This is a genomic window from Acinetobacter sp. YH01025, from assembly GCF_013420185.1.
Classification (GTDB): domain Bacteria; phylum Pseudomonadota; class Gammaproteobacteria; order Pseudomonadales; family Moraxellaceae; genus Acinetobacter; species Acinetobacter indicus.
Genome location: NZ_VOYR01000003.1, coordinates 173343 through 191576, shown reverse-complemented (window position 1 = coordinate 191576; position 18234 = coordinate 173343). Strand labels below are relative to the sequence as shown.

The window sequence follows — 18234 nt, the reverse complement described above, 5'->3', positions numbered from 1 at the left end:
TATAAGATGTATTTAAAATACATTTTAAAAAACGCCAGTGCAAGCACTGTTTTTAAAAAACCATAAAAAAATTATGGGATATAAAAATATCCCATAATGAAAGCGGTTCCTATCGGTTTTTTGATTATTTTCGGCCAAACAGGGAGCCTAATAATCCGCGGACAATTTTCTGTCCGGTGCTGCCGCCTAAGGTTCGGGCTGCACTCTTGGCAAAGGTGCCGACAATATCCTGAGTCAGCTTTTCACGCTGTCGTGCAGTGCGTTCAGCTTCTTTTTGCTGTTCGCGGGCCAGACGTTCCTGTTCCCGCGCCTGCTGTTTGGCCAAAGCAGCCTGTTCTTTGGCTTGCTGCTTGGCTAAAGCTTCCTGTTCTTTGGCGCGTTGCTGTTCTAGCGCGGCCTGTTCAGCCTGTTGCTGGCGTTCCGCTACTTTCTGTTGCAGCATTTCATAGGCACTGTCCCGGTCCAGACTCTGCTCATATACATCGGCGACAATACTCTGGCTCATCAGTGCCTTGCGCTGTTCAGGGCTAATCGGGCTAAACGAGGAGTAGGGCGGCATCACCCAGCCGCGCTCTACAATCTGCGGCGTGCCTTGTTCATCCAGACAGCTAATTAGGGCTTCACCGACGGCCAGTTCGGTAATGGCCTGTTCTACCTGAAACTCCGGATTGGCACGGAAGGTCTCGGCAGCGGTTTTGACCGCTTTCTGATCTTTCGGGGTAAAGGCGCGCAAGGCGTGTTGCACCCGGTTGCCGAGCTGTCCCAGTACACTTTCAGGCAAATCCAGCGGATTCTGGGTGACAAAATAAATTCCGACGCCTTTGGAGCGAATCAGGCGGACTACCTGCTCAATTTTCTCCTGCAGGGCCGGGCTGGCATTGTCAAACAGTAAATGCGCTTCATCAAAGAAGAACACCAGCTTGGGTTTGTCCATATCACCAACTTCGGGCAACTGTTCAAACAGCTCTGATAGCATCCACAATAAAAAGGTCGCATACAGTTTCGGGGTGTGCATCAACTTGTCTGCAGCCAGCAGGTTGATGTTGCCGTGTCCCTGGGCATCGGTCTGCATGAAATCCAGAATATTCAGGCTGGGCTCGCCAAAAAACAGATCACCGCCCTGATCGGCCAGTGCCAGTAAATTGCGCTGAATCGCGCCCAGACTGGCTGGAGATAAATTGCCATAGTCGGCCTTTAACTCTGCCGCATGTTCGCTGACATAGCTGAGCATGGCTTTCAGGTCTTTAAAGTCAATCAGCAGGAGGCCCTGATCATCGGCAATCCGAAACACTGCCGACAGTACACCTTCCTGGGTGTCATTTAAATTCAGCATCCGGGCTAGCAGTAGCGGTCCGATTTCGGAGATGGTGGTGCGAATTGGATGGCCCTGTTCACCAAATAAATCCCAGAACACCACCGGCGAGGCAGCAAAGGGAATACTGTCAATACCCAGGCTTTTAATCCGTTCATCAAATTTGGGATTGCTGGAACCAGCCTGCGCCAGACTGGAAACATCGCCTTTGGCATCGGCCAGAAAGACTGGGACACCAATGCGGGAAAAACTTTCTGCCAGTACCTTTAATGTTACGGTCTTGCCGGTACCTGTTGCCCCAGCAATCAGGCCATGACGGTTGGCAAGCTGAGAATGCAGCACGATATCCTGTGTGGTATCGGCGGTTTTTTTAGCAATAACGATTGGTGTATTCATTGACTTGAAAACCTCTATATAAATTTTTGTCTTTTGGAATACTTAAATTTCCCTTATGCACGGATTTGTGATTTAAGTCTCTTTTTTGGTTTATTGTGTTACATGTTAAGGTATTTTGACTTTATTGTTGAAATTGTATACATTTTTTTATAATATTCACCATTCATTTTATTTTTAATAACATTATGAAAAATAAAATTTTAATTTAATAGCTTTTATTAAATAGTTTGAAAACGGTTAGAGGGTATAAATGAAACTTAACAAACAATTATTAGCAATGTTAGTGGGAACATCTGTATTTTTAACGGCATGTGGTGGTGATTCAGATAGCTCAATATCTACAAAGCCTACTGATCCAGTTCCACCAGAACAGCCAGACGAAACGCTTACTACTATTCAAGATGTTGCAACTGTAGTAAGTGAAAAGGCAAATATTGCAGTTTTTGGTGCAGTGAATCCTAAATATTTTACAGAGACAGCATTAACATCAGGTCGGACTGTTTTATTGTTAGATGATAATGTGACAAAAGCAGCTGGATTTGCTTCACAGGTTGATTTAACTGCTTCATCGGCACAGAATCAAGCGAAAGTGAGATCCGTTGTATTAAATCAAAATTTAGATGAATTTAGTAAATTCTATTTAGCTGCATTTACTGATGCTCTTATCCAGCAAAATGCAAAAGTCAATATTTTAACTAATCGTGTATCTACGAATGCTCAAGGTGAAGTGGTTAATGTAATCTTGGATATTGATTTTTCTAATGCCAATGAACTGACTAAAGTTCGTGACCTGTTGTTATCTGTATTAAATTCAAATTCATCTGTTACTACTCCTGTAGCCGTACAAGCAAGTGATAAAAAATTACGTCTCAATCTATCTTTTTGGCTTGCAAACCAATTAGGTTATATTTGGGGAAATACTTACGTAGCGAGTAATAGTGATCAAGTTAACCAAGTATATGGTGATTTGAATATTGCTAGTGCTTTAAGTAGCAATGCGGTTATTGAAGTGGCTACAGCAAAAGAAACTTTTACTCAAACAACACAATCTGCAAATGCGGTTGACATTTTATGGAATATTGATTCTTCAGGTTCAATGTCTGAAGAACAGCGTAACTTGGCTAATGGTGCTGCACAGTTCTTTAAATCATTGAATCAAGCAGGTGTAGATTATCGTTTAGCAGTGAATACGCAGGATGCGTATGCATGTAAGTCGCTTAGAACTTTAAAAGATAAAACGACTAATTTTATTGATAGAAATACACCAGATGCAGAGCAAGAGTGGGCTACCTTGGCTCAACCTGGAACTTATGATTCAGCTACTGAAACAGGTTTTTACTGCGTTCGTGAAGCAGATTTGACTGGTTTTGATCGTCCAAATGTGAAAAATTTAGTAGTGTTTGTTTCAGATGAGCCTGAAAATGAAACATATTGGCAGTACAGTCCTGTATATAGTAACTATACACGACGAGATTTTAATGATTATAAAAATTATTTCTTGTCTACAAACACTACCTACTTTTCGATTGTGGGTACATCTGATCATATCCGTCCAACTTTTGCAGATCCTACAACTTCTTGGAGTACATTAGGATTTGAATGTAATGGTCAAGGTGGATCTGCTGAAGGAGGAGGGCACTTTAAGGAGATTGCACGTTTGACTGGTGGGGCTTCTGCTTCAATTTGTGCTGATGCTACAAGCTGGAATGTGGTATTTGATGACATTATCCGTGTAGCAACTGGTCTTGCAAGTCAGTTTAGTTTAAAACAGGTACCAGTACCTTCAACTGTTAAGGTGACAGTAAATGGTCAGAATGTTGGGCGTGATACAACACATCGACAAGGCTTTGATCTAGTTTATAGTAATTCTGGAGTAAGCTTAGTATTTTATGGAACAGCTTTACCAAAAGCAGGAGAGACTGTTTCTGTAAGCTATGATTACTTTAAGTAAAGCGAAACGATAATGTAAAAAATTGGGCAATTTGCCCAATTTTTTTATGTCTATATTTAAGCTAAGACTTTTAAAGCCTGTTTAATATCCTGAATCAGATCTTCCGGATGTTCTAGGCCAATACAGAACCGCACCAACAGGCCATCTTTCAAATGTAAATGTTCCAGCACACGCATTTCTTTTAAGTTATATAACATGACCAGGCTGACCGGTCCCCCCCAGCTAAAGCCCAGCTTGAACAGGGTTAATGCATCACAGAATGCCCGAATATCGTTTAAATTGTATTGCGCATCAAAAATCACACTAACCAGTCCGGCGCTGTGACCCTCCTTGCAGATGTCTTTCCAGTATGCATGACCGGCACTGTCCGGATCAGCCGGATGCAGGACCTGAACCAGCTCTTTTTGCTGTTTTAGCCAGTTCAGCAAGGTCAGTGCTGATTGTGACTGTTGCTGGTAACGCAGCTGCATGGAGGCCAGACTGCGCTGGATTTGCGCCGTATCATCTCCGCTGACACAAATCCCCTGAATGGCATGCATCCGGAATAATTGATGATGGAGCTTCTGGTCACGCGTCACCACCGAGCCCATTAAAATATCGCCACCCCCGCTTGGATATTTGGTTAGCGCATGCACGGTCAGATCTACGCTTAAGTGGTCCTCGCCAAAATCAAAGGCATTAAAGGCCAGTCCTGCGCCCCAGGTATTGTCCAGCGCAGTCAAAATATTATGGGCTTGGGCTTTTTTTACCAGACCAATTAAGTCCGGAAACTCCAGTGTCACCGAACCAGCCGCTTCGAGCCATAACAGTTTGGCTTTATCACTTGGGTTAAAGCTTTCTACCTCCACCGGGTTATAGACTTTGACGGCAATGCCATAACGCTGCTGCAGATTACGCAGATGCTCCATATTCGGACCATAAATATTGTCCGGAACCCAGACCTCATCACCCTGGCTTAACAAGCAGGAATTGACCAGATTAATCGCAGAGAGGCCGCTCGGCGCCAGCAGGTGATACAGACCGCCTTCGATCTGCGCGATGTGATCACCTAACGTAAAGGTCGTCGGCGTGCCATGCGTGCCATAACTATAGTCATAGGCATCGGTCCAGTGGCGATTAAACAGTGCATCGGTGTTGTTAAAAATAATCGTCGATGCACGATAGAGGGGAGGTTGAACCGTAGAAATCAGTTGAGGGGCTTTTCGTGGTGCATGAATCAGTTCGGTTTGCGGATTTTTTTTCACGACTTCGCTCAAATCAGGACAATTAATTGAATTTAGCTTAAGAGAAAAGGATCAGTTGTGCCATATCTGGCTGTATTTATTTGACTTTGAACATGCAGCGCTAAAGTTGGCTTCATTTTTGCAAAACCTAAAAGCAGAGCTACAACAACAGGTTTCAGCGCATGGCGTCGCATTTAAAAGTACATTATTTTCAGCATATTGCTGGTGAAGGATTTGGAAGTTGTTATACGCATTTAAAACGGTTAAATGCAGAGATCAGTGCCACAGAATTTTTTGCCTTGCCGGTTGATTCAGCACTGGATATTGAAGCGCTGCCGCAGATCGAGGAGGTCGATTTGTTAATTGTCATGGGCGGCACCATGAGCGTTAATGATGAAGCCAATTTCCCTTGGTTAAAAATGGAAAAACGCTGGCTCAGGCGTTATTTGGCCATGGGAAAACCGGCCATTGGTCTGTGTCTGGGTGGGCAACTGATCGCCAATGCGCTGGGTGCGGCCGTCAGTCGCAATCCTGTACAGGAGCTGGGCTGGCACGAGGTACGCAAGGTTAGTCATGTGCCACCAGACTATTTTCAGTTGCCGGAGCAGTTTAATGTCATGCAGTGGCACAGTGAAAGCTTCGAGATTCCCAAAGGGGCTGTGCATCTGGCCGAAAATGATGCCTGTCGCAATCAGATGTATCAGATTGGCAAAAATGTACTGGGCTTTCAGTTTCACCCGGAAACCACGCCAGAAAGCCTGCAATTATTCCTGGAAGATGAAGAAGAGCTGGCCCTGTTTCAGGGACCTTATGTGCAATCGGTAGAGCAGCTGCAGCGCGCCAATAAAAATAAATTTATTCAAGGAAATCAGATATTAAATCAGGCGATAGATTATGTGTTACAGCAAACTGCAGCGCAGCGGCGGGCTGTATAATTATTAAACAATTGATTTGTCGAAATATTTGAAAAATGATGTAAAAAGCCACAAAAGGATTTGCTTATGCATTAAACAATCGTTATAATGGGCGACCCTTTGATATTAAGGGGGTTAACCGCGAAGAAAGTGGTTAACTATCGTTACAGTCGTGGCATCGATCACGACCTTAGTGATATTTCACTGCTCTTGACACTTGCCTTTATTAGTGGGGTGAGATGCGTCAAGAGTGATTCTTTATATATTTTGGCTTGGAGTTAACTGGTATGTCTAACCAGAGAATTCGTATCCGTCTTAAGTCTTTTGATCACCGTTTAATTGATCAATCTGCTCAAGAGATCGTAGAAACCGCTAAGCGTACTGGCGCACAAGTGTGTGGTCCAATCCCGATGCCTACTCGCATCGAACGCTTCAACGTTCTTACATCACCGCACGTTTACAAAGATGCGCGTGACCAATATGAGATCCGCACTTACAAACGTTTGATCGATATCGTTCAACCTACAGACAAAACTGTAGATGCATTGATGAAATTAGATCTTGCAGCTGGTGTTGATGTTCAGATCGCATTGGGTTAAGGCTTTCGGTTAATTAACGCTCTAAGTTAATTAAGCCGCTTTTTTAGAGGTTTATGCACATGGCTATTGGTTTAGTCGGTCGCAAGTGCGGTATGACCCGTATCTTTACAGATGCTGGTGTTTCTGTACCTGTTACAGTGATTGAGGTTGATCCTAACCGCATCACACAAATCAAAACGCTTGAAACTGATGGTTATCAAGCGATTCAAATCACTACTGGTGAACGTCGCGAATCTCGCGTAACTAACGCTCAGAAAGGTCACTTTGCGAAAGCGGGTGTTGCTGCTGGTCGTCTGGTTCAAGAATTCCGCGTTACAGAAGCTGAGCTTGAAGGTCGTGAAGTTGGTGGTACGCTTACTGTAGATTTGTTCACAGTTGGTCAAATCGTTGACGTAACTGGCACATCTAAAGGTAAAGGTTTCCAAGGTGGTGTTAAGCGTTGGAACTTCCGTACTCAAGACGCTACTCACGGTAACTCTGTTTCTCACCGTGTTCTAGGTTCTACAGGTCAAAACCAGACTCCTGGTCGCGTATTCAAAGGCAAAAAAATGGCTGGCCATTTAGGTGCTGAACGCGTAACTACACAGGGTCTTGAAATCGTTGCAATCGACACAGAGCGTTCAGTTCTAGTTGTTAAAGGCGCGGTTCCTGGTGCTACTGGTGGCGACGTAACTGTTCGTCCTACTATCAAGGCCTGAGGGGAAATAACGTGAATTTAAAAACTGTTTCCGGCTCTGCTGTTGAATTGTCTGAAGTAGCTTTCGGCCGTGAATTTAACGAAGCGCTTGTACACCAAGTTGTTACAGCTTACTTAGCTGGTGGTCGTCAAGGTTCTAAAGCTCAGAAGTCACGTGCAGACGTTTCTGGCGGTGGTAAAAAACCATTCCGTCAAAAAGGTACTGGCCGCGCTCGTGCTGGTTCTATTCGTAGCCCAATCTGGGTTGGCGGTGGTAAAACTTTTGCTGCTCGTCCACAAGACTGGTCTCAAAAAGTGAACCGTAAGATGTACCGCGGTGCAATGCAATGTATCTTAGCTGAACTTGTTCGCCAAGATCGTCTTGTATTAGTTGAAGAGTTTGCTGTTGAAGCGCCTAAAACTAAAGCATTGCTTGCAAAACTGAACGACTTGAATGCAACTCGCGCATTGATCGTTACTGAAGCTGTAGATGAGAATCTATACCTTGCAGCTCGCAACCTTCCACACGTTGATGTGGTTGACGCTACTGCAATCGATCCTGTTAGCTTGATCGCGTTCGATAAAGTTGTAATGTCTGTTGCTGCTGCTAAGAAAATTGAGGTAGAACTCGGATGAACAACGAACGTTTATATCAAGTCCTACAAGGACCTGTATTCTCAGAAAAAGCACAAGTTTTAGGTGAAACTGCTGGTGTTCAAGTGTTCAAGGTTGCATTAAATGCAAACAAGCTTGAAATCAAAAAAGCAGTGGAACAATTATTTGGTGTAGAAGTTGTTAAAGTTAACACGACTATCACTAAAGGTAAGACTAAACGCTTTGGTAAAACTATCGGACGTCGTTCTGATGTTAAAAAAGCATACGTCACCCTGAAAGCTGGCCAAGATGTTGAAATGGCTGACTTGGGCGATACCGCTGAAACCGCAGCGGAATAAGGACGAAAATTATGCCTATTCAAAAATGTAAGCCAACGTCTCCAGGACGTCGCTTTGTAGAGAAAGTGGTTCATGATCACCTTCACAAAGGCGCGCCATATGCTCCGTTGGTAGAAGCTAAAAAACGTACTGGTGGTCGTAACAACAACGGTCACATTACGACTCGTCACGTTGGTGGTGGCCACAAACAGCACTACCGTATCGTTGACTTCAAACGTAACAAAGACGGCGTTCCTGCTGTAGTTGAGCGTATTGAATACGATCCTAACCGTACTGCACACATCGCACTGCTGAAGTATGCTGACGGTGAGCGTCGTTATATTATTGCGCCTAAAGGCTTACGTGCTGGTGATAAAGTACAGTCTGGTAACGATGCTCCAATTCGTCCAGGTAACTGCTTGCCACTTCGCAACATGCCTATCGGTTCTACACTTCATAACATCGAACTTAAAATCGGTAAAGGCGCGCAGTTAGCTCGTTCAGCTGGTACTTCAGTTCAGTTGTTGGGTCGTGACGGTTCTTACGCTATCGTTCGTTTACGTTCTGGTGAAATGCGTAAAGTACACGTTGAATGTCGTGCTGTATTGGGTGAAGTTTCTAACTCAGAAAGCAACTTGCGTTCACTTGGTAAAGCAGGTGCTTCACGCTGGCGTGGCGTTCGTCCTACCGTACGTGGTATGGCGATGAACCCGGTTGACCACCCACACGGTGGTGGTGAAGGGCGTAACAAAGGTATTCAACCTGTAAGCCCATGGGGTCAAAAAGCTAAAGGGTACAAGACACGTACCAACAAGCGTACGACTAAGATGATTATTCGCGACCGTCGCGTTAAGTAACAAGTAAAGGAATCTGACTAATGCCTCGTTCATTGAAAAAAGGCCCATTCGTCGATGCGCACTTGTTCGCTAAGGTTGAAGCGGCTGTTGCGAGCAACTCTCGTAAGCCGATCAAAACTTGGTCGCGTCGTTCGATGATTCTTCCGGATTTTGTTGGTCTAACAATTTCTGTACACAATGGTCGTAACCACGTTCCAGTAATCGTTACTGAACACATGGTTGGCCATAAACTAGGTGAATTCGCGCCAACTCGTACCTATCGTGGTCACGGTGTTGACAAGAAGTCTAAACGTTAATAGGTGCTATGATGGAAGTAACTGCTAAATTACGCGGTGCCGCTATCTCGGCACAAAAGGCACGTTTGGTTGCAGACCTTATTCGCGGCAAATCTGTTGCGCATGCGCTTAACATCCTGAACTTCAGCAACAAAAAAGCTGCTGTACTGGTTAAAAAAGCGTTGGAATCTGCAATTGCAAATGCTGAACACAATAACAGTTTAGATGTAGACGACCTTAAAGTTTCTACGATCTACGTTGATGAAGGCATGAGCCTGAAACGTATTATGCCACGTGCTAAAGGCCGTGCAGATCGTATTACTAAGCGTACTTGTCACATCACCGTTAAGGTAGGGGTTTGATATGGGTCAGAAGGTTCATCCAATCGGTATCCGCCTAGGTGTTGTGAAACGTCATAACGCTAACTGGTATGCGAATCCGAAACAATACGCTGAATACTTGCTTAAAGACCTTCAAGTTCGTGAGTTTTTAACTAAAAAACTTAAGAACGCAATGGTAAGCAATATTCTTATCGAACGTCCGACAGGCGCTGCTAAAGTAACTATTAGCACTGCTCGTCCTGGTATCGTTATCGGTAAAAAAGGCGAAGACATTGAGAAATTACAGCGCGAACTTACCAACATTATGGGTGTTCCAGCGCAAGTAAGCATCAACGAAATCGATCGTCCAGACTTAGACGCACGTCTGGTTGCTGAAGCAATCGCTTCTCAATTAGAAAAGCGTGTAATGTTCCGTCGTGCTATGAAGCGTGCGGTTCAAAACACTATGCGTGCTGGTGCCAAAGGTATCAAAGTTGAAGTTTCTGGCCGTTTAGGCGGTGCTGAGATCGCTCGTACAGAATGGTATCGTGAAGGTCGTGTACCTCTACATACACTTCGTGCGGACATCGACTACGCGACTATGCGTGCTGAAACGACTTACGGTACGATTGGTGTTAAAGTTTGGATCTTCCGTGGTGAGATCTTGGGCGGCATGAAACAAGTCATGAACCCAGCTCCAGCTGAAGAACGTCCAGCTAAACGCGGTCGCGGTCGTGGTGAAGGTCAAGAGCGTCGTGGTCGTCGCAATGATCGTTCTGCTGAAAAAGGAGAATAATCCATGTTGCAACCTAAACGTACTAAGTTCCGTAAGGTTCAAAAAGGCCGTAACACTGGTCTAGCGCACCGTGGTAGCACTGTATCTTTCGGTTCTATCGCACTTAAAGCGACTGAACGTGGTCGTATGACTGCGCGTCAGATCGAAGCTGCGCGTCGTACAATCAGCCGTCGTGTTAAACGTGGTGGTAAGATCTTTATCCGTGTATTCCCGGACAAACCAATTACTGAAAAACCATTAGAAGTTCGTATGGGTAACGGTAAAGGTAACGTGGAATACTGGGTTTGCGAAATCAAACCAGGTAAGATCCTGTACGAAATGGAAGGTGTGAACGATGAATTAGCAACTGAAGCATTCAAGCTTGCTGCTGCTAAACTTCCGTTTAAAACCACTATCGTGACTCGGACGGTAATGTAATGAAAACTAAAGATCTACGTGAAAAGTCGGTAGAAGAGTTGAAAGCTTTGCTTGATGAGCAACAGCTTAACCAATTCCGTCTTCGTATGGCGAAAGCAACTGGTCAATTGGGCAAATCGCACGAAGTGCAAGTCGCTCGTAAAACTATTGCTCGTATTAAGACACTCCTTACCGAAAAACAGGGGAACGGACAATGAGTGATAAAACAGTCCGCACGTTAACCGGCAAAGTCGTAAGCGACAAAATGGACAAGTCTATTGTTGTGCTTATTGAACGTCGTGTTCAACACCCGTTGTATGGCAAATCAATCCGCCGTTCAACAAAATTACATGCTCATGATGAGAACAATACCGCTAAAATCGGTGATGTTGTAACCATCAAAGAAAGCCGCCCAATTTCTAAAACTAAGTCTTGGACTCTAGTTGAAGTTGTTGAAGCAGCTGCTGAGTAATTAACGTTCTTGTTGCATCATCGGTCAATTTCGAGTACTCTTTGAGCCTTTCGAAATTGTGACCGGTGATGCTCGGTTTTGGAGTAGGGCAATGATTCAAACCGAAACGATGCTCGACGTAGCAGACAACAGTGGTGCTCGCCGCGTACAATGTATTAAAGTACTTGGTGGTTCACATCGTCGTTATGCTTCTGTTGGCGACATTATTAAAGTTACTGTAAAAGAAGCAATTCCACGCGCACGTGTTAAAAAAGGTGACGTGATGAATGCTGTAGTTGTACGTACAAAATTCGGTATCCGTCGTCCAGATGGTTCTGTGATTCGTTTCGACGATAACGCAGCCGTTATTTTGAACAACAACAAAGCGCCGATTGCTACTCGTATTTTCGGACCAGTGACTCGTGAACTTCGTACTGAACAGTTCATGAAAATTATTTCATTGGCTCCTGAAGTTCTATAAGAGGCAATCATGGCTAAGATTAAAAAAGGCGATCAAGTAATCGTGATCGCAGGTAAAGAAAAAGGCAAACAGGGTACTGTTTTGTCAGTTTCTAATGACCGCGTTAAGGTTGAAGGCCTTAACCTGGTTAAGAAGCATCAAAAGCCGAACCGTGTTACTGGCGCTGAAGGCGGCATCGTAACTCAGGAAGCTTCGCTTCATATTTCAAACGTGGCAATTTTTAATGCTACAACCCAAAAGGCTGACCGTGTTGGTTACCAAACGATTGACGGCGTGAAAACTCGCGTTTACAAATCAAATGGTGAATCAGTGGCGGTAGCGAAGTAATAGGTTGAAATAGGCAATGGCCAGACTTAAAACACGTTACAACGACGAACTTAAAGCTCAATTACAAGAACAATTGGGCATTAAGAATGTGATGGAGATCCCTCGCATCACTAAAATCACTATCAACATGGGTGTTGGTGCAGCTGCTGCTGACAAGAAACTCCTTGATGGTGCTCTTTCTGATATGCAAGCTATCGCTGGTCAAAAACCAGTTCTTACGTTAGCTCGTAAATCTATCGCAGGTTTTAAAATCCGTGATGGTTGGCCGATTGGTTGTAAAGTTACTTTACGCGGCGAACGCATGTACGAATTCTTAGACCGTTTGATCTCTATCGCGATCCCTCGTATCCGTGACTTCCGTGGTTTCTCTGCGAAATCATTTGATGGTCGTGGTAACTACTCTATGGGTCTTAAAGAACAAATCGTTTTCCCTGAAATCGATTTCGATAAGATTGATCGTATTCGTGGTATGGATATTACCATCACTACGACTGCTCGCACCGATGACGAAGGCCGTGCGCTTATGCGTGCATTCGGCTTCCCGTTCAAATAAGAGGTCGATATGGCTAAGAAAAGTATGATTAATCGCGAATTGAAACGCGAAGCTACTGTTGCTAAATACGCTGCAAAACGTGCTGAATTAAAAGCTGTTATTGCAAACGTAAATGCAAGCGACGAAGTGCGTTTCGAAGCGATGATGAAGTTACAAGCATTACCACGTAATGCGTCTCCAGTGCGTCTTCGTAACCGTTGTGGTTTAACTGGTCGTCCTCATGGTTACTTCCGTAAGTTCGGTTTAAGCCGTAACAAATTACGTGACACAGTAATGCAAGGTGATGTACCTGGCGTTGTTAAGGCAAGCTGGTAAGGAGCGACTAGAATGAGTATGCAAGATACCGTTGCCGACATGTTAACTCGTGTTCGTAACGCACAAATGGCGAAGAAACAAACTGTTTCTATGCCTAACTCTAAGTTGAAAGTTGCGATTGCAAACGTACTTCAACAAGAAGGTTACATTGCCAATGTAGAAGTTGCTGACGTTGAAGGCAAAGCAACTCTTACTTTGACATTAAAGTATTTCGAAGGCAAACCAGTTATCGAAACTGTGAAACGCGTAAGCCGTCCTGGTCTACGTCAGTATCGCGGTAAAGATGCACTTCCAAGCGTTAAGCAAGGTTTAGGTATTGCAATTGTTTCTACAAGCAAAGGCATCATGACTGATCGCGCTGCACGTGCTGCGGGCGTTGGTGGTGAAGTTATTGCTTTTGTTTCTTAATAGGTGATTCCTCATGTCTCGTGTGGCTAAAGCCCCAGTAACTGTACCTAACGGTGTAACAGTTACTCAGAACGGCCGGCAGGTCGAAGTGAAAGGCAGCAAAGGTACATTGTCTTTCAACCTGCATGCGCTGGTCGAGCTAAAACAGGAAGATGGTACTCTTCAAGTTGCTCCAGTAAAAGAGTCGAAAGACGCTTGGATGCAAGCTGGTACTGCTCGCGCTGTATTAAACAACCTTGTAAAAGGTGTGAACGAAGGTTTCGAACGTAAGTTACAACTGATCGGTGTTGGTTATAAAGCTGCGGTTAAAGGTACTGTTGTTAACCTTAACCTTGGTTTCTCTCATCCAATCGATTACAGCCTTCCTGAAGGTGTAACTGCAGAAACTCCTACTGCAACTGAAATCATCCTGAAATCTGCTAACAAGCAATTATTAGGTCAGGTAGCAGCTGAGATCCGTGGTTACCGTCCACCAGAGCCATATAAAGGTAAAGGTGTTCGTTATTCTGACGAAGTTGTACTTCGTAAAGAAGCTAAGAAGAAATAAGGCGCGAGGTTCTTATGAACGAAAAGAAACAATCCCGTTTGCGTCGTGCGAAAAGCACACGCTTGCACATCCGTGCATTGGGTGCGACTCGTTTGTGTGTAAACCGCACTCCGCGTCACATCTATGCTCAAGTTATCTCAGCAGATGGTGGCAAAGTTTTAGCGCAAGCTTCTACTTTAGATGCTACTTTACGTGCTGGTACAACTGGTAACGTTGAAGCTGCCAAGAAAGTTGGTGCTTTAATCGCAGAACGTGCGAAAGCAGCTGGTGTAACTAAAGTTGCATTTGACCGTTCTGGTTTTAAATATCATGGTCGTATCAAAGCCTTGGCTGATGCTGCTCGTGAAAACGGCTTGGAGTTCTAATCATGGCTAAAGTTGAACAAAACGAAGGTCTTGTTGAAAAGCTGGTAGCCGTTGATCGTGTTGCCAAAGTTGTTAAGGGTGGTCGTATCTTCTCTTTCACAGCATTAACTGTTGTGGGTGACGGTAATGGTCGCGTAGGTTTTGGTCGTGGTAAAGCGCGTGAAGTTCCAGCTGCTATTTCTAAAGCACTTGAAGCTGCTCGTCGCAACATGATTACTGTTGACCTTGTTGACGGTACTGTTCAGCATCCTATTCATGCTCGTCACGGTGCAAGCCGCGTTTACATGCAACCTGCTTCTGAAGGTACTGGTGTAATTGCTGGTGGCGCTATGCGTGCAGTTCTAGAGGCTGTTGGCGTGCGTAACGTATTAACAAAATGTTATGGCTCTACAAATGCTGCGAACGTAGTAAACGCGACTTTCAACGGTCTGCGTGATATGACTTCTCCTGAGAAAGTCGCTGCGAAACGTGGTCTGACTGTAGAACAAATTCAAGGGTAATCAATCATGAAAACGATTAAAGTTACCCAGACTAAATCTGCATCGCACCGCTTGAAAAATCACAAGCTTTGCCTGAAAGGTTTAGGTCTGCGTCGTATTGGTCATACTGTAGAAGTGCAAGATACGCCTTCTAACCGTGGTATGATCAACCAAGTCTACTATATGGTTAGTGTAGAGGAATAAGCCATGACTCTGCGTTTAAATGAACTTGCACCTGCAGAAGGTGCTAAACGTGAAAACCGTCGTCTGGGCCGTGGTATCGGTTCTGGCGTAGGTAAGACTGGTGGCCGTGGTGTCAAAGGTCAAAAATCACGTAAGAGCGGTGGCGTACGTCCAGGTTTCGAAGGTGGTCAAACTGCGTTATATCGTCGTTTACCTAAATTCGGTTTCACTAGCCAAATCGCTTTAAAAACTGCTGAAGTACGTTTATCTGAGCTTGCTAAAGTTGAAGGCGACATCGTTAGCCTAGAAACTTTAAAAGCGGCGAACGTTGTGCGTAAAGACATGATCCGTGCGCGTATCGTACTTTCTGGTGAAATTACTCGTGCTTTCACTGTTCAAGGTGTTGCATTGACTAAAGGCGCTAAAGCTGCTGTTGAAGCTGCTGGCGGTAAAGTCGAGGAGTAATCTCCAGTGTCTATGTCTCCTAGTTCTTCAGGTCATGTACATATGATGAAAGGCCAACCATTTCACGTGAAATATCGTGAAATTATTCGCCGAATGATGTTTCTCATTGGTGCGTTATTGGTATTTCGACTAGGAGCGCATATTCCAGTACCAGGCATTAATAATGCCGCACTTGAAAATCTTTTTAATGCAAACTCAGGTACTATCCTGGGTTTGTTTAACATGTTTTCGGGTGGTGCATTAGAGCGAATGTCGATTCTTGCTCTCGGGATCATGCCCTACATCTCTGCCTCGATTATCGTGCAGCTGATGTCAACCGTGGTTCCTTCGCTGGAAGCTTTAAAGAAAGAAGGCGAGCAGGGCAAGCGTAAGATTAATCAATATACGCGCCAAGGTACCTTGTTCCTTGCCTTAGTACAGGCAATCGGGATGTGTGCAGGTCTGATCAGTCAAGGGATTACCTTAACGTCAGGTCTTGCGTTTTACGTTCCGGCAGTCACCTCGCTGGTGGCGGGTACAATGTTCCTGATGTGGTTGGGTGAACAGATTACCGAACGTGGGGTGGGCAATGGTATTTCCATGATCATCTTCGCCGGTATCGTTGCCGGATTGCCAAATCTGATTTTGCAATCGCTATCTTCAGTCGATAATGGTCAAACCAGCCTGATTGGTCTGGTGATTTTTGGTCTGTTGTCACTGGCGGTACTGGCAGCCATTGTGTTTATCGAGAAAGCGCAACGTCGTATTCCGGTAAACTATGCTCAAAAACAGCAAGGTCGTCGTGTATTTACTGCACAGCAAACCCATTTGCCATTAAAAATTAATATGGCAGGTGTGATTCCGGCAATTTTTGCCAGCTCTCTGCTGTTGTTCCCGGCCAGTCTGGGTCAATGGGTAGGAAGTGCGGATCCTGATGCAGGGATTATCAAGCGTAGCTTGCAAGATCTGGCACTCGTATTGTCGCCTGGACAGCCATTGTATTTGGTGCTCTTTGGTGCGTTAATTATCTTTTTCTGTTATTTCTATACCGCGCTAGTTTTTAGTCCGAAAGAAGTGTCAGAGAACTTGAAACGCAGCGGAGCTTATGTGCCTGGTATTCGCCCAGGTGAGCAAACTGCTCGTTACTTAGATCATATTCTCAATCGTTTGACCTTTATTGGTTCGATTTATATCACAGTGGTCTGCTTGATGCCGATGGTATTGCAGAGCTCGTTTGGTATTCCATTCTATTTGGGTGGTACCTCATTATTGATCGTTGTGGTAGTCGTGATGGACTTTATGGCTCAGCTTCAAGCACATCTCACCTCGCACCAGTACGATAATCAAACGTTAATGAGAAAAACGACTGCTCATCCTAAGGGATAAGCGCACTTAGAGGTTTCATCATGAAAGTACAAGCTTCTGTAAAGAAAATTTGTGGTAGCTGTAAAGTTATCCGTCGTAATGGGGTTATCCGCGTAATTTGCAGCGCAGAACCTCGTCATAAGCAGCGTCAAGGTTAATCTGATCAAGACCTGTTGATTTCAGTAGGCTAATTAGGTTATTATCCGCCCCTCAAGATTTTTGTGGGGCGGTTGATTATCTTAACTGCCTTTTTGGAGAAAATTGAATGGCTCGTATTGCCGGTGTAAACATTCCGGATAACAAGCATGCTGTTATCTCTCTAACGTACATCTTTGGTATTGGTCGCCACACTGCTAAGAACATCTTAGCTGCTGCTGGTATCGCTACTACCACTAAGATCCGTGAATTAGATGACGCTCAGCTTGATGCGATTCGTGCAGAAGTTGCTAAGGTTCCGACCGAAGGTGACTTACGTCGCGAAATTTCCATGAACATTAAACGTTTAATGGATTTAGGCTGCTACCGCGGTCTTCGTCATCGTCGCAGCTTGCCTGTCCGTGGTCAACGCACCAAAACTAACGCACGTACCCGTAAAGGTCCGCGCAAACCAATTAAGAAATAAGATTTCTGGAAGCTAAAAGATGGCTAAAGATACTCGCACACGCAAGAAGGTCACCCGTACCGTCTCTGAAGGTGTTGCACACATTCACGCTTCTTTTAATAACACCATTGTGACTATTACCGATCGTCAAGGTAATGCACTGGCTTGGGCCACTTCAGGTGGACAAGGCTTCCGTGGATCACGTAAATCAACTCCGTTTGCTGCTCAGGTAGCTGCTGAAGTTGCTGGTAAAGCTGCTTTAGATTACGGTTTGAAAAACTTGGACGTCCTTGTAAAAGGTCCTGGTCCAGGTCGTGAGTCTGCGGTTCGTGCATTAGGTGCAGTGGGTTATAAAATTAACAGCATTACCGATGTGACTCCAATTCCTCACAACGGTTGCCGTCCACCTAAAAAACGTCGCGTGTAAGGAGAAACATTCATGGCTCGTTATATTGGTCCAAAATGCAAACTCTCTCGCCGCGAAGGGACAGACCTGCAACTAAAATCTGGCGTTAAACCATTTGACGTCAAAACTAAAAAACACGCTAAAGCTCCTGGTCAACATGGCCAAGCGCGCGGCAAACAATCTGAGTATTCACTACAATTACGTGAAAAACAAAAAGTACGTCGTATGTACGGTGTTTTAGAGCGTCAATTTAGTAATTACTATAAAGAAGCAGCTCGTGTTAAAGGCGCAACAGGTGAAAACTTGTTGAAATTGCTTGAAAGCCGTCTTGATAACGTCGTTTATCGCATGGGTTTTGGTTCTACACGTGCAGAAGCTCGTCAGCTTGTATCTCACCGTAGCATTACTTTGAATGGCCGTCGTGTTAACATCGCGTCTATCCAAGTTAAAGCTGGTGACGTGATCGCAGTTCACGAAGGTGCTAAACAACAATTACGTATCAAAAACGCAATTGAATTAGCTGCTCAACGTGGTATCCCTTCTTGGATGGAAGTTGATCACGCTAAATTAGAAGGTACGTTCAAAGCTGCACCAGATCGTTCTGATTTACCTGCTGAAATCAACGAAAGCTTGATTGTAGAATTGTATTCTAAATAATCCTT

The 18234-nt window shown here is 44.6% G+C and carries 30 protein-coding genes; 28 read left to right on the top strand and 2 right to left on the bottom strand.

The window, feature by feature from the left end; translation table 11 throughout:
- Positions 1-124: 124 nt before the first annotated feature.
- Positions 125-1708 (bottom strand): helicase HerA-like domain-containing protein, encoded by a 1584-nt coding sequence (locus FTT89_RS05040; RefSeq protein WP_104483955.1) that lies wholly within the window; start codon positions 1706-1708, stop codon positions 125-127.
- A 250-nt stretch (positions 1709-1958) separates the two neighbouring features.
- On the opposite strand from FTT89_RS05040, the gene FTT89_RS14535 reads away from it, so the two are divergent.
- A complete protein-coding gene (locus FTT89_RS14535) occupies positions 1959-3659 on the top strand; it encodes a hypothetical protein (protein WP_242898098.1) in 1701 nt (566 codons plus the stop codon).
- 56 nt (positions 3660-3715) lie between these two features.
- Here FTT89_RS14535 and FTT89_RS05030 read toward each other — a convergent pair whose 3' ends face one another.
- Positions 3716-4903, bottom strand: coding sequence for a PLP-dependent transferase (locus FTT89_RS05030; protein ID WP_180006595.1), 1188 nt, complete (start codon positions 4901-4903; stop codon positions 3716-3718).
- A 161-nt stretch (positions 4904-5064) separates the two neighbouring features.
- Here FTT89_RS05030 and FTT89_RS05025 point away from each other — a divergent pair, with 161 nt between their 5' ends.
- The 27 genes from FTT89_RS05025 (at position 5065) to rpsD (ending at position 18229) form a co-directional block, all read left to right on the top strand.
- A complete protein-coding gene (locus FTT89_RS05025; protein ID WP_127799329.1) occupies positions 5065-5817 on the top strand; it encodes a type 1 glutamine amidotransferase in 753 nt (250 codons plus the stop codon).
- Positions 5818-6083: 266 nt separating this feature from the next.
- Positions 6084-6395 (top strand): 30S ribosomal protein S10, encoded by a 312-nt coding sequence (gene rpsJ / locus FTT89_RS05020; RefSeq protein ID WP_005180291.1) that lies wholly within the window; start codon positions 6084-6086, stop codon positions 6393-6395.
- A 59-nt stretch (positions 6396-6454) separates the two neighbouring features.
- Positions 6455-7093 (top strand): 50S ribosomal protein L3, encoded by a 639-nt coding sequence (gene rplC / locus FTT89_RS05015; RefSeq protein WP_005180289.1) that lies wholly within the window; start codon positions 6455-6457, stop codon positions 7091-7093.
- A gap of 11 nt (positions 7094-7104) precedes the next feature.
- Entirely contained in the window at positions 7105-7707 is a 603-nt protein-coding gene (rplD, locus tag FTT89_RS05010; RefSeq protein ID WP_005180287.1) for a 50S ribosomal protein L4, read from the top strand.
- Positions 7704-8024, top strand: a complete 321-nt coding sequence (gene rplW / locus FTT89_RS05005; RefSeq protein WP_005180285.1) for a 50S ribosomal protein L23 — start codon at positions 7704-7706, stop codon at positions 8022-8024. Before rplD ends, rplW begins: the two co-directional genes overlap by 4 nt.
- An 11-nt stretch (positions 8025-8035) precedes the next feature.
- Positions 8036-8860 (top strand): 50S ribosomal protein L2, encoded by an 825-nt coding sequence (gene rplB / locus FTT89_RS05000; protein ID WP_127801047.1) that lies wholly within the window; start codon positions 8036-8038, stop codon positions 8858-8860.
- Between the two features lie 20 nt (positions 8861-8880).
- A complete protein-coding gene (gene rpsS, locus FTT89_RS04995) occupies positions 8881-9156 on the top strand; it encodes a 30S ribosomal protein S19 (RefSeq protein ID WP_001138119.1) in 276 nt (91 codons plus the stop codon).
- 11 nt (positions 9157-9167) lie between these two features.
- A complete protein-coding gene (gene rplV / locus FTT89_RS04990; protein WP_001982638.1) occupies positions 9168-9497 on the top strand; it encodes a 50S ribosomal protein L22 in 330 nt (109 codons plus the stop codon).
- Position 9498: 1 nt separating this feature from the next.
- Positions 9499-10251, top strand: a complete 753-nt coding sequence (gene rpsC / locus FTT89_RS04985; RefSeq protein ID WP_005180281.1) for a 30S ribosomal protein S3 — start codon at positions 9499-9501, stop codon at positions 10249-10251.
- Between the two features lie 3 nt (positions 10252-10254).
- Entirely contained in the window at positions 10255-10668 is a 414-nt protein-coding gene (gene rplP, locus FTT89_RS04980; protein WP_005180280.1) for a 50S ribosomal protein L16, read from the top strand.
- On the top strand, positions 10668-10865 hold the full coding sequence (gene rpmC, locus FTT89_RS04975) for a 50S ribosomal protein L29 (RefSeq protein WP_000849928.1): 198 nt from the start codon (positions 10668-10670) through the stop codon (positions 10863-10865). The genes rplP and rpmC overlap by 1 nt, the downstream gene beginning before the upstream one ends.
- Positions 10862-11119: a 30S ribosomal protein S17 gene (rpsQ, locus tag FTT89_RS04970; RefSeq protein ID WP_005180277.1), complete on the top strand. Its 258-nt coding sequence runs from the start codon at positions 10862-10864 to the stop codon at positions 11117-11119. Before rpmC ends, rpsQ begins: the two co-directional genes overlap by 4 nt.
- 91 nt (positions 11120-11210) lie before the next feature.
- Positions 11211-11579 carry a 50S ribosomal protein L14 gene (gene rplN, locus FTT89_RS04965; RefSeq protein WP_001982634.1) on the top strand — a complete coding sequence of 123 codons (369 nt, stop codon included), beginning with the start codon at positions 11211-11213 and terminating at the stop codon, positions 11577-11579.
- Positions 11580-11588: 9 nt separating this feature from the next.
- Entirely contained in the window at positions 11589-11906 is a 318-nt protein-coding gene (gene rplX / locus FTT89_RS04960; protein WP_005180274.1) for a 50S ribosomal protein L24, read from the top strand.
- Between the two features lie 16 nt (positions 11907-11922).
- Positions 11923-12459 (top strand): 50S ribosomal protein L5, encoded by a 537-nt coding sequence (gene rplE, locus FTT89_RS04955; protein ID WP_005180272.1) that lies wholly within the window; start codon positions 11923-11925, stop codon positions 12457-12459.
- A 9-nt stretch (positions 12460-12468) separates the two neighbouring features.
- The gene (gene rpsN, locus FTT89_RS04950) at positions 12469-12774 is read left to right on the top strand and encodes a 30S ribosomal protein S14 (protein WP_180172728.1); all 306 of its coding nucleotides are present in this window, start codon (positions 12469-12471) and stop codon (positions 12772-12774) included.
- A gap of 12 nt (positions 12775-12786) precedes the next feature.
- Complete coding sequence (gene rpsH, locus FTT89_RS04945; RefSeq protein WP_005180264.1) at positions 12787-13182, top strand: 30S ribosomal protein S8; 396 nt, start codon at positions 12787-12789, stop codon at positions 13180-13182.
- A gap of 13 nt (positions 13183-13195) precedes the next feature.
- Positions 13196-13729, top strand: coding sequence for a 50S ribosomal protein L6 (gene rplF, locus FTT89_RS04940; RefSeq protein WP_005180261.1), 534 nt, complete (start codon positions 13196-13198; stop codon positions 13727-13729).
- 14 nt (positions 13730-13743) lie between these two features.
- The gene (gene rplR / locus FTT89_RS04935) at positions 13744-14094 is read left to right on the top strand and encodes a 50S ribosomal protein L18 (RefSeq protein WP_005180260.1); all 351 of its coding nucleotides are present in this window, start codon (positions 13744-13746) and stop codon (positions 14092-14094) included.
- Between the two features lie 2 nt (positions 14095-14096).
- On the top strand, positions 14097-14594 hold the full coding sequence (gene rpsE / locus FTT89_RS04930) for a 30S ribosomal protein S5 (RefSeq protein WP_005180258.1): 498 nt from the start codon (positions 14097-14099) through the stop codon (positions 14592-14594).
- 6 nt (positions 14595-14600) lie between these two features.
- Positions 14601-14777: a 50S ribosomal protein L30 gene (gene rpmD, locus FTT89_RS04925; RefSeq protein WP_005180256.1), complete on the top strand. Its 177-nt coding sequence runs from the start codon at positions 14601-14603 to the stop codon at positions 14775-14777.
- 3 nt (positions 14778-14780) lie between these two features.
- Entirely contained in the window at positions 14781-15221 is a 441-nt protein-coding gene (gene rplO / locus FTT89_RS04920; protein WP_005180254.1) for a 50S ribosomal protein L15, read from the top strand.
- A gap of 45 nt (positions 15222-15266) precedes the next feature.
- Positions 15267-16586 carry a preprotein translocase subunit SecY gene (secY, locus tag FTT89_RS04915; RefSeq protein WP_171065119.1) on the top strand — a complete coding sequence of 440 codons (1320 nt, stop codon included), beginning with the start codon at positions 15267-15269 and terminating at the stop codon, positions 16584-16586.
- A gap of 20 nt (positions 16587-16606) precedes the next feature.
- Positions 16607-16723 carry a 50S ribosomal protein L36 gene (gene rpmJ, locus FTT89_RS04910; protein ID WP_000867907.1) on the top strand — a complete coding sequence of 39 codons (117 nt, stop codon included), beginning with the start codon at positions 16607-16609 and terminating at the stop codon, positions 16721-16723.
- 107 nt (positions 16724-16830) lie between these two features.
- The gene (rpsM, locus tag FTT89_RS04905) at positions 16831-17187 is read left to right on the top strand and encodes a 30S ribosomal protein S13 (RefSeq protein ID WP_005012957.1); all 357 of its coding nucleotides are present in this window, start codon (positions 16831-16833) and stop codon (positions 17185-17187) included.
- Between the two features lie 19 nt (positions 17188-17206).
- Positions 17207-17593: a 30S ribosomal protein S11 gene (gene rpsK, locus FTT89_RS04900; protein WP_001040166.1), complete on the top strand. Its 387-nt coding sequence runs from the start codon at positions 17207-17209 to the stop codon at positions 17591-17593.
- A 12-nt stretch (positions 17594-17605) separates the two neighbouring features.
- The gene (gene rpsD / locus FTT89_RS04895) at positions 17606-18229 is read left to right on the top strand and encodes a 30S ribosomal protein S4 (RefSeq protein ID WP_016658534.1); all 624 of its coding nucleotides are present in this window, start codon (positions 17606-17608) and stop codon (positions 18227-18229) included.
- The last annotated feature ends 5 nt before the right edge of the window (positions 18230-18234 follow it).